General features: G+C 39.4%; 18 protein-coding genes. All 18 read left to right on the top strand.

The genetic code is table 11. From position 1 onward, the window contains the following. On the top strand, window positions 1-1341 hold a 1341-nt coding region (locus EXN75_RS15900), incomplete at its 5' end, for an AAA family ATPase (RefSeq protein ID WP_223176167.1). 81 nt (window positions 1342-1422) lie between these two features. Then, window positions 1423-2349, top strand: a complete 927-nt coding sequence (locus tag EXN75_RS15895; protein ID WP_134844562.1) for a cysteine peptidase family C39 domain-containing protein — start codon at window positions 1423-1425, stop codon at window positions 2347-2349. Between the two features lie 22 nt (window positions 2350-2371). Continuing rightward, complete coding sequence (locus EXN75_RS15890) at window positions 2372-2911, top strand: hypothetical protein (protein WP_134844561.1); 540 nt, start codon at window positions 2372-2374, stop codon at window positions 2909-2911. 11 nt (window positions 2912-2922) lie between these two features. After that, on the top strand, window positions 2923-3243 hold the full coding sequence (locus tag EXN75_RS15885; RefSeq protein WP_134844560.1) for a hypothetical protein: 321 nt from the start codon (window positions 2923-2925) through the stop codon (window positions 3241-3243). A gap of 5 nt (window positions 3244-3248) precedes the next feature. Continuing rightward, a complete protein-coding gene (locus EXN75_RS15880; protein ID WP_134844559.1) occupies window positions 3249-4508 on the top strand; it encodes a radical SAM/SPASM domain-containing protein in 1260 nt (419 codons plus the stop codon). Between the two features lie 335 nt (window positions 4509-4843). Beyond that, window positions 4844-5170: a hypothetical protein gene (locus tag EXN75_RS15875; protein WP_134844558.1), complete on the top strand. Its 327-nt coding sequence runs from the start codon at window positions 4844-4846 to the stop codon at window positions 5168-5170. Window positions 5171-5309: 139 nt separating this feature from the next. Further along, a complete protein-coding gene (locus EXN75_RS15870; protein ID WP_246031449.1) occupies window positions 5310-5654 on the top strand; it encodes a YkvA family protein in 345 nt (114 codons plus the stop codon). 90 nt (window positions 5655-5744) lie between these two features. Continuing rightward, window positions 5745-7046 (top strand): penicillin-binding protein 2, encoded by a 1302-nt coding sequence (locus EXN75_RS15865; RefSeq protein ID WP_134844556.1) that lies wholly within the window; start codon window positions 5745-5747, stop codon window positions 7044-7046. A 12-nt stretch (window positions 7047-7058) separates the two neighbouring features. Beyond that, window positions 7059-7385 (top strand): hypothetical protein, encoded by a 327-nt coding sequence (locus EXN75_RS15860; RefSeq protein WP_134844555.1) that lies wholly within the window; start codon window positions 7059-7061, stop codon window positions 7383-7385. A gap of 129 nt (window positions 7386-7514) precedes the next feature. Further along, the gene (locus EXN75_RS15855) at window positions 7515-8198 is read left to right on the top strand and encodes a PP2C family protein-serine/threonine phosphatase (RefSeq protein WP_134844554.1); all 684 of its coding nucleotides are present in this window, start codon (window positions 7515-7517) and stop codon (window positions 8196-8198) included. Window positions 8199-8215: 17 nt separating this feature from the next. Continuing rightward, the gene (locus tag EXN75_RS15850) at window positions 8216-9346 is read left to right on the top strand and encodes a hypothetical protein (RefSeq protein WP_134844553.1); all 1131 of its coding nucleotides are present in this window, start codon (window positions 8216-8218) and stop codon (window positions 9344-9346) included. A gap of 12 nt (window positions 9347-9358) precedes the next feature. Further along, window positions 9359-9793, top strand: a complete 435-nt coding sequence (locus EXN75_RS15845; RefSeq protein ID WP_134844552.1) for a hypothetical protein — start codon at window positions 9359-9361, stop codon at window positions 9791-9793. Window positions 9794-9795: 2 nt separating this feature from the next. Then, window positions 9796-10344, top strand: a complete 549-nt coding sequence (locus EXN75_RS15840; RefSeq protein WP_134844551.1) for a hypothetical protein — start codon at window positions 9796-9798, stop codon at window positions 10342-10344. A gap of 11 nt (window positions 10345-10355) precedes the next feature. Continuing rightward, a complete protein-coding gene (locus EXN75_RS15835) occupies window positions 10356-10643 on the top strand; it encodes a hypothetical protein (RefSeq protein ID WP_134844550.1) in 288 nt (95 codons plus the stop codon). A gap of 37 nt (window positions 10644-10680) precedes the next feature. Next, a complete protein-coding gene (locus tag EXN75_RS15830) occupies window positions 10681-11007 on the top strand; it encodes a hypothetical protein (RefSeq protein ID WP_134844549.1) in 327 nt (108 codons plus the stop codon). Between the two features lie 187 nt (window positions 11008-11194). After that, window positions 11195-11923, top strand: coding sequence for a vWA domain-containing protein (locus tag EXN75_RS15825; protein ID WP_134844548.1), 729 nt, complete (start codon window positions 11195-11197; stop codon window positions 11921-11923). A gap of 20 nt (window positions 11924-11943) precedes the next feature. Beyond that, entirely contained in the window at window positions 11944-13131 is a 1188-nt protein-coding gene (locus EXN75_RS15820) for a WG repeat-containing protein (RefSeq protein ID WP_134844547.1), read from the top strand. Window positions 13132-13982: 851 nt separating this feature from the next. After that, the coding region (locus tag EXN75_RS15815) for a ParA family protein (RefSeq protein ID WP_134844546.1) at window positions 13983-14376 on the top strand (394 nt) is incomplete at its 3' end.

Here is a 14376-nt window from a genome sequence, read left to right as displayed (position 1 = left end):
CCTCCGAAGGATGGTAATATTCCAGATTTCAACATTTCAAAGATCGATATTTGCCCTTTTCGGGCCTATCAGAGAAGCTTTCGGCTCTTTCATGGCAATTTCTCGAAAGATATTCACCAGCGGAGCCAATTGCTATGTTTCACTCAGAATGACCACACTGGTCATGCTGGATTCAAAATATGCCCCCTTTTTAAAGTGGGCTCAATTATTAACTTTTATGGAAAACCTGGCACAGGTAAGACAATGTGCGCACACGCTATAGCTGATTTTCTTGGAAAAGATTTGTTAGCATTGAATTATGCAGAGATAGAATCAAAATATATTGGTGATGCTCCAAAAAAATTAGAGAGTGCTTTTGCTTATGCAAGGCAACATGATACTGTGATGTTCTTTGATGAAGCCGATTCTTTCTTGGGGAAACGCATTGAAGACGTATCCCATAGTGCGGATCAAGCATTAAATTCTTTAAGAAGTACAATGCTTATTCAATTAGAAATATTTGAAGGAGTTGTAATTTTCGCTTCTAATTTAAGAGAAAATTATGATAAGGCATTTAAGTCTAGATTCCTATATGAAATTGAATTTGATCTGCCGGATTTAGACTGTCGCAAACAAATAATCAAGAATTATTCAAAAAAAATAGTTCCGATACAAAATGCGTCATACACCGATGAACAAATAGCAAGTCTTGCATGTAAATCAGAAGGACTATCAGGAAGAGAAATCAAATCTACAATATTGGAAGCATTAAATAAATTTGCTTATGAGAAAAAGGATACAATGTCATCCACGGAATCAAGCTTGCCATTTGATTTAATGTCCGAATGCTTTGAAAAAAAGAAGAGACAAAATGAAGATAACGTTATTGTTAAGAATAACGTTGATGAGGATAAAAAGAAAATAGCAGCAAGTCTTGCTGAAAAATATGGAATTAGTCAAGAACCAACTTCTGAGAATTCCGATAAATTATCAGCACTCATATCATTAGCGTATTGTACAGCATGGTCTGACAATGTGTTAGATGAAAGAGAGATGCTTGTAATAAAGAATGCAGAAAAAGAGCTTGGCATAACAACTGAGAAGGATTTTACAAAAAAAGAAAATCTCCCACAAATCGAAACGTTAGTATCTCAAATTCAATCTTTAGGAATTACAAAACAAGCTATAGAACTTTGCTGCAGAATTGTTTCTGCAGATGGATCTTACCTTGAATCGGAAAAGAACTTTATACATAAACTTTGCAATTCTCTGAACATGCCAGAAAGTCAAGTTTGTTCTGTTGATGAAATTGTTGAACTTATGGCTAAAGAAAGTAATTTACTCGATAATATATCCGCATAAAATAAATTGACCATGTGGAGAATGGAATCATGCAATAAGAAATGGCAAGTATTTATACGTTAGATATTTTCATATATAATTATGCTAACATTTGGTCCAAAAGTACAGCAGACGGATTTCGATACCAATATTTATCAAGGGCGTGACCCAATATGTGCAATTCGTTGCCAAGAAATGATATTGCGTGACTATGGAATCCAGATACCCAAAGAGGAATTGACGGCATACGCAACAGAGCAGGGTTGGTACCACGGAACTGGTACCAAGCCCAGCGATGTTGGAAATTTGCTTGAAACATGCAATGTCGGGACTCATTCTCAACATTGCGATTCCGTGTATGACCTTATCAATGAGTTGAAAGAAGGTCATAGGGTTATAGTGGGAGTAGACGCACATGAGCTATGGGCGGAACCAGGAACAGAAGAATATGAGTTCTATCGAAATCTGACTAATGCCGACCACGCACTCATCGTAACGAGTGTAAATATTGACCCTGCTAACCCTGAAAACTCAACGGTTGTACTGACAGACCCAGGTACAGGCTCTATCTTGGAGTATGGTTTTGAGAAATTTGCCCATTCATGGAAAGACTCCAACTATTTCATGATGGCAACGGACGAGCCTGCTCCATATCAGTACAATGCTGAGACGCATTGTATGGAAGTGTCGAACTTCGCGACGGATTTTACATTACAAGAGTTTCCTTTCCACAACGAGTTTACTAACATTTGGGAAGTGGATGACTTAGGATATGTGCCGTATTATGAGGATGGACATTTGTTGTCCATTACAGATGATTTGTCTTACGATGATTTCACTTCTGCGTACAACAATGATAGTTTTGGCACGATAGACGACTCTCTAAATATGTATGATGACGCTGATAGCTTGGTTCATGTGGACTATACTGATGGTGGAATCGTTACAGATGTGATGCCGATGGACAATCTCTTTGATTATTGGACAGATTCCATGTCAGACGATATGTCGCTTGGTTGTGATAGTTGAATTTATAAACAACAGAATGCTTATGGATGAAATGAACTTAGGGTTGGATGACTCTTTGATGTCACCAACAGAAGGATTTGAGGGATGTTCTGCTGATGATACGCTGGGAACATTAGGAGCTGCTCATAGCCCTTTTAGCTCAGGCTTTGATGCAGAACATCCAATGCCAACATACGAAGAGCTTCGTAATGCAGGCTTCAGTGATTACCTTGCGCATAATATAGCAGAGGGTTTAAGCCACTCTTATTCAGACAAAGAGTTGTTTCATGTTCTTTATGAGTCAGATGACCCTGTTGCCGCCTACAACGAAATGATGGAAGACAAAGCGCAAGTCGCATTAGATAAGGCGGATGCGCTAATTGCTGACATTGAAAATAGTGGTTTGCTCGGAAGTTCGGCTGGTGAACCTATCGGTGATGATGTGGCCCGCTACAACGAAACATCTTCGTTGAATGATACCACACAAAACGAGCAAGAACTTGGCTTGGCAGATTGTTGGCCTCTGTGCAAGGCATTGACTGGTTCTGTCACCAACAATGCAGATTATGGATTTCACGCTTAAAACTTTATAATATGGAAGAAGATATTTTGAACATTGAAGAGCCCCAGATTGACGATCTTCAGATTGACGAACCGCCAATCATAGAAGAAGACGATACACATTCTACTATCGGATTAGAAGAAGACAGTACCAATACCCCAATTATTCCACCATCAGTTTCTGCACAAGAAACAACGAATGCAAATGAAGACTTGTATAATCCCCAAAGTTCGACTGAAAAAAACGTAGTGGATGAGGATGAAAAGGAATTGGGTTCGGGCGATTGTCGTTCTGAATGCAAATACAATACAGGTGCGCCATGGAAGTCATCTGATTATGGGTATTCCGATTAAACATCATGCATAAATTCTCTACATCATCCGGCAAGCAACTTTGGTATGATGTCAAGAACAATAGGATTGACATCTGGACTCCCGAAAGGGAATCCGAGGTCAGTCCTATTGTTCGTTTTAAGGCACCAACGACTATTGATGCCAGTAAAATAACGATGTACACCATTGAGATGACGCAGCAATGCAACCTTCGTTGTTCTTACTGCTGTTTTTCTGGTAATTATAGGGACAGACGAGCTCACAATGCAAGAGAAATCTCGTATGATACTCTGCAAAAGGCAGTTGACTACATCAATAGACATTACGATAAAGAAGCTGAAGAAATAACCATCTGCTTTTATGGTGGAGAAACCTTGCTGGCAAGAAAAAAAATAGAATGGCTGATTTCGGAGTTGCAGACAATCCTTAAAGCGAAGGTGCGCTTTTCGTTCTCCACCAATGGACTGTTACTGACAAAAGAAATCGTTGATTGGTTGAATAGTTTGCCAAACGCTGTTGTTAATGTCACTATTGATGGCAACAAGATTATGCATGACGCACATAGGAGAACAATCTCTGGTGCTGGCTCATACGACATCATTATCAAGAATTTACGACTGTTTCGTGATGCATATCCCGATTTTTATAGGGATAGAGTTAGATTCTTGTCTACTGTATATTCGTGGAACGAAGTTCTCAAATTGGCAGATGTTTGGGACGAAGAGCTTGCGTTGAAAGAACACTATCCTGTACATATTTCGCACATCATACCCAATTTTAACGACAAATCACGAGTGTACGACACCTGGGAAGTAAAGAACATTTTCTATAAGAAAGCATTTGAGGCATATAAGCAAGGGGACAAAGGCATCTTGGCAGGATGTTTTCAAAAGCTTATAGACATTGTAGATAACAGGAACTATCTAATACTCCGTTCTGAACTAAACATTCAAACATGCTATCAAGGCTTGTTTTCAATGTTTATCAACGTAGATGGAGATTTATATGCTTGCGAGAAGTTCTGTGGAAGCTTGAGCGTTGGCAATGTTAAAGACGGAATCGAAGAAAGCGAGGCGTTTGCTCTCCTTAATCAATTTACCGAAAGAAAAAATCGCCTATGCTCTTCTTGTTGGGCACAACGCTTCTGTAGAATGTGTATGACAAGCCTGAACCACACTGATGCCGAAATAACAAAAATGTGTGATATGGAACGTGACACAATAGATCTCGCATTAAGATATTATTGTGAATATAGGGATTGGGTTAAATTAACTAATAAAAAATAACAATATGAATTTACTTTCAATTTTTTCAAATATCGAAGAGACTGATACTCTTTATGTTGTAATTGCCATTGTAGTAATTCTCCTACTTTGGGGATTTGTCAAGATGGGTGGCAAAAAGAAGTAAGAAGATTATAAATTCAGAAAGGGCAATGAATAAAACTATAAAAGAAATCAGAGGCATGAAGTGTCCGAATCATGATTACATACGAGATAATCATCATTTATTGTATGAAGAGGCATATCCTGGTGCAAAGCCTCTACAGAGCACTCGTTGCATAAGATGTGGATATAGTATGTCTCTTCATAAAGTACAAAAATAAAATCATAATGCAATTATGGGGCTACTCTCTGATATATTGGGATTTATAGAAGACCTATCCAACGGCAGTTCCTACTATAAGGAAAATAGCATTGAGTGGTGTGACAAGGCATGGCGGCGTATGCGCAACGCTGAATGTGGCGAAGCACGGCTCTATCAAGTTGGAGACAAGGTTTATCGTCAATTATACGTCGTTTTTGATGATGGAATCGAAGGCTACTTGACCGACACGAATGATCGAGGGTGCAATATCGAAAGTCTTAGCATAAAACGTGAAAGACGGAAAGAGTTAGAGCGTTTTGGACATATTATCATCAAGAAATACCTTTTGCAAATACGATAATTGAAAAGAAAACTTGTAAACCAACATCTCTTAGGTTTGCAAGTTTTTCTTTTTATGGTGATAGATTTTAAATGTTCAAAACTCTCTATACCAATAACGCATAACAAGAAAAAATTAGAACATGGACAAACAAAATTTTATGAACACAGCAATATTTAAAGATAAGCTTCAAGAGTACGCAACAAAAGTCGGTCGTATTAGTGCTCGTCCACTCTTGTTGCTCTATTTCATCATGGTCAGCAAGGACACTCCGAAAAGTGACAAGTTGATGATTTTGTCTACCATATCCTATTTGGTGTTCCCAGTAGATTTGATTTCAGCGAAGCGTCTGCCTATCATAGGATGGATAGACGAGGCTTTTTCTCTTTCAGTTGCCTATCAGAAAGTGAGCAAGAATATCACACCAGAAATCGAACGAAAGACAGATGCATTGCTTGACAAGTGGTTTCCTGAATATACCAATTATGTTGAAATCGTTGAATGATGGTGGCATTGCGTAGATTTGGTAAATATGGCTACCTATGGGAATAAGATTTTCTGAGTTTTTCGGTATAACAATTTAAACATTAAAGATATGAACACAAATAAAAACATTAAGTTGGGCTTACTTGCTATTGTATTAGCTTTTTTCGGACTGCATTCTGTCGCTCAAAATGTGATAGTGGCTGACACTATTGACGCAGAAGAAGCATTTGGCAAAAAGCCTATCACCCAAGTACCATTGGAACAATGCGAACTGATAGACACTTGTAGCATTGCCAAGTTTGCCGTTGTTTCAAAAGGTGGCAAACAGGGTATCTATGACTTGGAGAAGCATGAGAATGTAACGGAGATTGATTTAGATGTTGCAGGTTTCTCACGTCGTTATGTGTCAGAAGATGGCATTGAAGTATTTTACTTCTATATAGAAAAAGGGATTGAGCGTGGCACTATTGGCGTGGTCGGAGGAAACAATCAAACTGTTGGTGTATGGATGGACAATCCTGAATATGTAGCAAAACTTGATGAATGCACAACAATAGATAGTGTGATGACTCAGAAATGCCAAGATGTTTTGTCTAAGGGGTTGAAATCGTTGAATGGAACATACGGACAGATTGCTGTTATAGATGCACAAACAGGAAGACTGAAATCATGGGTAGCATTGGAAAAAGACAGCGATAAATACTCAGAGGGAAAATTGTTGACACAAGCATGTAGTCCTCGAATCTTGACACTTGTAGGCATTACTCCGATGTTGGCAGACATTGGCGGTTCACTCAATGACAAGATAGATTTGTGCGGTGGTATATATAACATAGGTGACAGCATTAGTATTCGTGACCATAACTGGCGGTCTAGCGGTTATGGTGTGATGAAATGTCGCCAAGCATTGACACACAAATCTAACGTGGCAATGTTCAAGATTCTTTTGGTAAACCATGGTGACGATGCTTTTGGTATATGGAAGAAAATGACAAGTGACGAAAAGCAAACAAATGCCATGGAATTGGCTGCGCTCTTTAATGGTGCCTATCAGAAGAACACTTTGACATTCCCGACTTTGCAAGGGGACTCAGTTACAGAGGACACATTTGACAACATTACGCCTTTGGGACGTAAATATCTGCAAGAGGTATTGATTGGTCTGAACAAAGGGAAAGGCATACAAGCATCTTATGCCCCCAAGAAAGTGAATATAGCAGGAGTATATGGCAACTATCAAGGCAAAGAACATGAATTGGCAGAAATGTCCTTTGTCGGAGTTTTCCCACGCAAGAAACCTCGCTATGCCTTGGCTGTAATCATCAATAGACCGAATGAACAAACTCATGGTCCAAAGGATTTAGCCAATGGCATCGTGAATAATCTTGTAGAATGGTTGTCTAAATATTAACACTTGGAAATTATGGAAGAGGTTATCTACAAACATGAAACGAATGGTGAGTTCACAGGAATCTATGCGCAAATAGAAGATGGCAAACTCACCATTACCGAGCAAGATATGGGTGAGTTTGAGAAAGAATATTCAAGAGACGGCGAGGTTGAGTCTTTCGTATTCTTTGATGTGGCAAATACCAATCGTCTGATGAGGTCTTTGCACGCATCTGACGACTATAGTCTTATCGAATCATTGAAAAAGAAATTCAAGAAACATGGGAGTTGTATGAAGGGCAAGATCTGCGACTATTGTGATGAGCATGGTATCAAGTATCAAACGCAAGTATATTATTGATAGAACAATATGACACAGCAAGCCAAGATTCTCATATTATTGAAATAATATTGTCGGAAATATTACGTTACAGATAGATTAGAGGTTACATTTGCCTCTATACTATCATAAACTAAAAAGAATCGTAATATGGAGATAAGATATGCAACAATAAGCAAGACTGGTAGAAGGCATAATAACGAGGATGCTTACAAGGTCATTGATATGCCACAAAACAACCGGTTTATGGGAATAGTCTGTGACGGTATGGGCGGTCATTCCTTTGGAGAGACTGCCAGTGAAACGGTATGCAATACTATATCTGACTTTTGGAAGAAGCATATCAGTACGCCCGATTGCGACTCAAAGGTAAAACTCGCTTGCAAGAAAACGAGTTGTGCCATTGACCAAAAAGCATTTGAGCTTCATCATGCAGAGATGGGTACGACTATGGTCATGGTAAGTATTGAAAACGATGTGGCAACCATTGCGCATATTGGTGATAGTCGTTGTTATGTACAAAGACCTGGTGAAGGATTACTTTATCAGACAAAAGACCATATCCAGCTTGATTTTGGATGGGAGATTGTTGCCAAGTGCTTCTTCTCTTACCGCCCAGAAGTGGCTGTACCAGACATTCGACAAATTAAGCTACAGACAGGTGACAGAGTTTTACTTTGTTCGGACGGACTATACAAAAGCATGGCTCCTGACATTTTGCAAGCAAGGATGATGGATGATAAACCCTTGGAAGAGATACTTGACGTTTATGACTTCCTTTGTGAGAAACAAGGAGATGACAATTATACAGCAATATTGATTGAATATTTCTGAATTTAGGGAAAAGAATTATGAGGACTCGTTATACATTATTTATATTAGGCTTGGCACTGCTGTTGGTAGCTTCTTGCGGTAAAGAAGATATAAGCATAACCTATTTCAAGCAAATGCAAAGTACATCCGATAATGCAAATAAGGAAGACTCCTTGATGATACCTTGTGGATTTATAGAATATGACTCCGTTCGATTCTCGGATGGTTCATATGCCGTACATCATTTGCAATATGCTCCACAGAACAGTCTGACGGAGTTCTTTGATAACAAGGGACGAACGATTGCCACGATAGCAAGGGCATCGGAATGTTATGCACAAACTCTTGTGTATGATTACGATGATGAAGGACGGTTGTCTCATCTCCTCCAATATAAAAGTGAAATATGTGAAGGCTTGGATTCAGACAGCGCAAGTTATGGAAGGAATAAAGATGGGTATCTTGGCTTTCGGCAAATGATAGCAGATATGGTTTATGAACATCCTGACACTGCAAAATACCAACAGACGAACATTGAATATGATAACGATGGCGATGCTGTAAAAGCCTATATGGTATATGGCAGTGATAGCATTGTTGCGCCAAGCGGATATAAGTTGACCATAGCGGTAAAACCTTGCCTGAGTTTTTGGCAAAGCGACTTGCATGGTGGCTTTTATATCTTCCATGTGACAATGGAACCTAAAAGAAAGGATTTGCAAAATTATAAGGTTTGCCGATTTGCAGATTATCTGCCCTCAATGGAATCGGAATATCGGAATGGGCGCATTGTCCAAACAGTATGGCACCATGATCCATGTATAGAGTCAGATGATAAAGACCTTGTCTTCATTCCAATAATAACTGATGACTTGAATGTGTATTCCGTTACGTGGGAGGATGGCAGCAAGCATCAACGTGTATATAAAGACGGGCTATTGGCATATAAGCAAGAAATCAGCAAGTATGGTACTGCGTTGAAAAAGGAAACGTACTCTTACCTATCAGACAAAAAGGTCAAAATTACATTTGAGACCATTGATTATAAAACCAAAGCATTGAAGACAATATCAACTTCAGTCATGAATGTTCCTGACATGGAAAAGTTTCGTGAGGACATGAATGTAATCAGTGGAATTTACAGATGGGAAAATTATTACAACAAATAAAAACTTACGGATATGGACAAGAATAATTTAAAGGATGCCTACGATATAGGTGAGAATATGGCAGTGTTTAGTGGTGAAGGAAGAAGTTACACCATCATCAATAAGGAAACAGGTAAGACAAGGCAACTTGTAAGTGAAGACGGAAGCCTTCTTGTGACAGATAACGAGATTAACTTTGATGCAATATATAATGGATGTCCTGATTTCAATGGATGTAAATCTGTTCGATATTGGTTCGGTAGATATGACAATTTCAGAAATGGTGTTTGTGCCATCTGCTGGACAATATATCCCGATGGACGCTACTTTGCTGATGAGGATGGTTTCGAAATGGAAGATAATGACGAAGAGAATGCTTATTGCATTATCAATAAGGACTTGGAAATCATCGTGCCTTTTCAACCAATGGACAATGTAAAGGAAATGTTGAAGAAATACGAGAAGTAAGTATGTTAGTTGTACATCCAAAAGACAGAACGACTTCTGTACTCTCTACACTATATGAGGGTATGGATGCAAATATGGTTAGCAGTAATTGCTCTAATAAAAAAATGGAGCATTTGTTGCATCATGTTTCTACACAAGAACGAATCATGTTACTTGGACATGGCTCAGACAAAGGGCTGTTCTATCGAGAGGATGACACTAAGGATGAATTTGACAAAATCATTGTTGGACACCCACACAGTTTCCATTTGCGCAAGCATGGTGGTAATCTGATTGGTATATGGTGTCATGCTGATAAGTTTGCAAGAGCAGAAGGTCTGCATGGGCTGTTCTCTGGCATGATAATATCTGAGGAGCAAGAAGCGGTGGAATATGGTGTCATGGCTACACAACAGGAGATTCTAAAGTCCAATACCATCATGTTTGGACACTTACGTTGGCTACTTGACGAGAATATCCCTCTATGCGAAATGCCACAGCGTATCAAAAACATGGATGCTGAAAGAACTTCACTATCCGTATTTAACTATCACAATTTCCATTACATATAATCAAAAAGGTTATGCAAGTAATTAAACTTAATGGTGATCATTTGACATTCAAAGGCAGGGTTTATGGCTCTGTTGGCATAGAATATCATATAGAGTATGATAAAACTGCTTTTCAAGTTGAATATAACTGCGAATATGTATATTCCAAAGAAGATAGGGACATGTTAGATGGTGCAGACGATTCTACTGTAACATACGAACTTACTCCATTAAAGAAAGGACTGTTTGATATTTATGAAGTAGAAGGCTTTCGGTGTCAAGAAACCGCAAGAAAAAAGCATACGATAGTAGTCATATAACACCAACCATAAGACTTCATCAAGAAATTCATAACCGATGGATGTATGTAAAATAAGTTTTAAAAATAGTATTCTTGCCATTTGGAACCAATTGACAAGAAAGGGTGCATGGCGAAACTTTCTTGTCACACATAATGCCTTTGGAATATTCAGCAAGTATAGCCATATTTCTCGTCGTAGCGGAACCCCCAAGATTCCTTATCCGAATAAGAGGGTGGCATTAAGAGCTGCTGAGGCTATGGGTAAGAAGCATGGTGTGCATTTCTCTATATACAAATGTGCTTGGTGTGACGGATGGCATATAGGAAAGAATGCACAGAACAAGATCAAGTCTGACACATTGGAGGATAAACGCCAACTTTAGTTCTTCTCATATATATAATAGCAATGAGGGTATCGAAACATAAAATCATGAAGTAACAATCTTGGATGAAGGAATAATCAGTGGTGAACAGAAGGGATTTTTATATTCTTTGATGATAGGAATGGTTACTTGTTTCACTCTATATTCATAAAGATATAAAGTTTGTAACACAAAAATATCAGATAATATGGAAGAAACAAGAAACAAGACAGCAATGCAGAAGACTCAAATCTTCAATGTGATAATCCTTGACCGTAGTGGTTCTATGCAGAGAATACGTCAAGCAGCGGTGGATGGATTCAACGAAACCTTGGTTGGAATCAAGAAAGCGCAAGAGAAATTTGCCGACACACAGGAGCATTTCGTTTCACTGGTTACTTTTTGTAGCTGTGAGACATGTAATGTTTTTGACAAAGTACCTGTGGGTAAAGCACATCCGTTGAGCATGAACGACTATGAACCATGTTGTTCAACTCCTTTATACGATGCTATGGGATTCACCCTTACTGCGATGCATAAACAGATCAAAGACATTGAGGATGTTGCGGTTGTTGTTACTATCATTACTGACGGTTATGAGAATGCGTCCAAAGAATATAATGGTAGTAGCATCAAGGCACTTGTGGAAACACTTCGCAAAGAAGGCTGGACATTCACTTACATGGGAGCAAATCAAGATTTAATGGAAGTTGCTATGTCGATGTCTATCCGCAATGCTCGTAATTTTGATTATAGTTCAGAAGGAACACGTGCTTCCATGCGCAAAGACACCACGACCCGTATGAATTTCTTTTCTCGTCTTTCTCAAATGAAGAATGAGGCTGCTTTTTGTGCAGAACCGATGTCAAAGGAAGAACGTCTTGGTTGCTATGGTAGATTGGCAGATGAAGCCTTTGATGAGGAGGAAAATAAATAGAAGCTTAAAATAAGAGGCATATGAAAAGAGCAATTATTTTATTTTGGAAAGGGTTGACAGGTATTATTTCAGCAACAGCAGAATGGTTCACCGTGATACTTGGAATGAAGGATGAATCTAAGTATGGCAAGTTTATTCGACGTGTTGTTGGAGGTTGTTTTGCGTTCATCATGTTTGTGTTTGCATGTGCTGGAGGTAATGCGTTATACGAGTTTGTTTACAAGAAAGTGAATGCTGCGAAATATTTGGATGACTCCTACTATGACCCGCAGTACCTGTCAAGAAATGCAACTTATTATAGCCGTGCCTATGAAACGGATGGATATGTGGAGACTCGTGATGGCAAGAAGACTGTCAAGGGCATACATTGGATTTCAAAACCATTGGGGGACGACTCGCTTGTCTGTTATAGTAACGGCGATGCTCGTGGCTACTTCAATATGCTGACGGGTGAAATAGCTATCAAGCCTCAGTACAAGCACGCATGGGTATTCTCTGATGGTTTGGCTTCCGTAGATGACAATGGAATGATAAAATTCATCGATGCCAAAGGAAATGTTGTTATAGACTTGAATATTCCATACATCACAGGTGCTGAAGGGTATGTTTTCCACAATGGGCATTGCGTAATGCACGGCAACAAGCGAGACAAATATGGTCTGATTGACAAGAAAGGAAAGTGGATGCTAAAGGCTGAATATGATGCGATATATCCAAAGGATTCTTTCTTCATTGTCAGCAAAGGTGGAATGCAACGTGTTCTTTCTGAGAATTTAAAAGTAGTATTGCCACCAATGGAAGCAGACCTTTGGGTGTCTGATGGCTGTATCACAGCAACGATGAAAGACCATACGCTTCGCAAATATAATTTACAGGGACAATTAATAGATGATTTCCTCATCAGCAATGTGGAAGGAATGATGTACGATACCGATGAGATACGATACACCACGGCCAAAAACTACGATGATGATGGCAAACTGACAGGTGAAACAGCGGAAGCGGAACCAACGCCTTATCAAAAGACAGCGAGTTGCAAAAAGTATGAGGCGGAAGTTGGTTGGTATGGCTTGATGTCGCCAAATGGCAAAGTCATAACACCTCCAAGATACAGTGACATTACAGCTATTGGCTACGACTTGTATCTCTGCAAGACCGATGATGTCAGAGGTGAAGTACTAAATGGAAAAGGTGTAAGAATTAGATAAGCCTTTTCTTTGGTTCATGGAGAACAACTGGTTGCCATAAGACTTCTCCATGAATTGTAAAAGGATGGTAGGATTAAAACTCTTGCCATCCTTTTTTATGTTCATACCAAAATGGAACAAGCGGTGCATATAGCTATGATGGAACCATACAACATATCGGCAGATTGGAACATGGGGAGCCCGACTTCGGAGAGGCTAACTACCCGGCAGGGCAAGGTCTTTGGAGAGTAACTCCAAAGGTTTTGAGTAACTCAAAACATACCTTGCTATGTCTTTGAGGACATAAAAATCCGCTTAGGGTGGATTGAAGTTAGCCTTCGTAAGAAGCTATCCCATCCCGAATGGAAGCTGTTCGGGAAATCCTGTCCTTTGCGGAGCATCAAGCCTTGTTCTTGTCGGAACGATATGGATGCGCTATCCATTGCTTTGCCTTTCGGGTGCAAAATTACGGCTAAAAATGCGCCCTTGTAACAATGCTACCCCAGACAACCACTGCAACTATCGGCAACATGCTGCCACAGGATTTGAAAACCATTGTTTTTCGGAAATTTCGTTGTTATTTTGCAGCCAAACATTGAACCAATGATTTGAAAATATGATGAAACAAGCATTTGCAGCAACGAATAAGTCTGTCACTATTGCAGCGTCTCTTTGCATCCATGATGCTCCACTGACGTACAGACTTACTGATTCACTGTCGTACTGTCGTATGGAAATGATGAAGCATTGCAACAGTTCAAGGTCTCCATAATGGAGCAATGACCGATAGACATGGACATCAAAGTGTTCATATCTTTGAATTGGCAGGAAATCATAGAAACGAGTAATCAACAATTTAAAAAGTTAACGATATGAGTAAGACAAGATTTGTTGCGTTCGCAACACAGAAAGGCGGAATAGGAAAGTCCACCATCACGGCTCTTGTAGCCAACTACTTTCACAATGTCAAGGGTTACAATGTGGCGGTCATAGACTGTGACGAGCCACAATACAACCTTGCAGACCTGCGAGACGAGGAACTGGAACTCATCAAAAGCAGCGACTATTTCAAGGCGCAAGCCTGTGAGCATTTCAAAAAGTTGGGCAAAAAGTCCTTCAGCGTAACGAGAAGCAATGCTGTCAATGCGCTTGACGACGCAGAGACAGTGTTGAATGAAACAGAGGTTAAACTTGACTTCATCTTCTTTGACATGCCTGGGACTATCAAAAGTGAGGGCGTCATGAAGACCTTGTCTCAGATGGATT

Origin of the sequence: Segatella hominis (assembly GCF_004535825.1) — a bacterium.
In the GTDB taxonomy this organism is placed as follows: domain Bacteria; phylum Bacteroidota; class Bacteroidia; order Bacteroidales; family Bacteroidaceae; genus Prevotella; species Prevotella hominis.
The sequence above is the reverse complement of the archived record's forward strand: the minus strand, read 5'-3'. Positions and strand labels throughout refer to the sequence as shown.

Bases quoted from the DNA above. Each gene is read 5' to 3' on its own strand.
- EXN75_RS15855 (WP_134844554.1), top strand. From the start codon at position 7,515: ATGGAGATAAGATATGCAACAATAAGCAAGACTGGTAGAAGGCATAAT.
- EXN75_RS15840 (WP_134844551.1), top strand. From the start codon at position 9,796: ATGTTAGTTGTACATCCAAAAGACAGAACGACTTCTGTACTCTCTACA.
- EXN75_RS15830 (WP_134844549.1), top strand. From the start codon at position 10,681: ATGGATGTATGTAAAATAAGTTTTAAAAATAGTATTCTTGCCATTTGG.
- EXN75_RS15875 (WP_134844558.1), top strand. From the start codon at position 4,844: ATGGGGCTACTCTCTGATATATTGGGATTTATAGAAGACCTATCCAAC.
- EXN75_RS15890 (WP_134844561.1), top strand. From the start codon at position 2,372: ATGGATGAAATGAACTTAGGGTTGGATGACTCTTTGATGTCACCAACA.
- EXN75_RS15880 (WP_134844559.1), top strand. From the start codon at position 3,249: ATGCATAAATTCTCTACATCATCCGGCAAGCAACTTTGGTATGATGTC.
- EXN75_RS15865 (WP_134844556.1), top strand. From the start codon at position 5,745: ATGAACACAAATAAAAACATTAAGTTGGGCTTACTTGCTATTGTATTA.
- EXN75_RS15820 (WP_134844547.1), top strand. From the start codon at position 11,944: ATGAAAAGAGCAATTATTTTATTTTGGAAAGGGTTGACAGGTATTATT.
- EXN75_RS15845 (WP_134844552.1), top strand. From the start codon at position 9,359: ATGGACAAGAATAATTTAAAGGATGCCTACGATATAGGTGAGAATATG.
- EXN75_RS15885 (WP_134844560.1), top strand. From the start codon at position 2,923: ATGGAAGAAGATATTTTGAACATTGAAGAGCCCCAGATTGACGATCTT.
- EXN75_RS15860 (WP_134844555.1), top strand. From the start codon at position 7,059: ATGGAAGAGGTTATCTACAAACATGAAACGAATGGTGAGTTCACAGGA.
- EXN75_RS15850 (WP_134844553.1), top strand. From the start codon at position 8,216: ATGAGGACTCGTTATACATTATTTATATTAGGCTTGGCACTGCTGTTG.
- EXN75_RS15835 (WP_134844550.1), top strand. From the start codon at position 10,356: ATGCAAGTAATTAAACTTAATGGTGATCATTTGACATTCAAAGGCAGG.
- EXN75_RS15895 (WP_134844562.1), top strand. From the start codon at position 1,423: ATGCTAACATTTGGTCCAAAAGTACAGCAGACGGATTTCGATACCAAT.
- EXN75_RS15825 (WP_134844548.1), top strand. From the start codon at position 11,195: ATGGAAGAAACAAGAAACAAGACAGCAATGCAGAAGACTCAAATCTTC.
- EXN75_RS15870 (WP_246031449.1), top strand. From the start codon at position 5,310: ATGAACACAGCAATATTTAAAGATAAGCTTCAAGAGTACGCAACAAAA.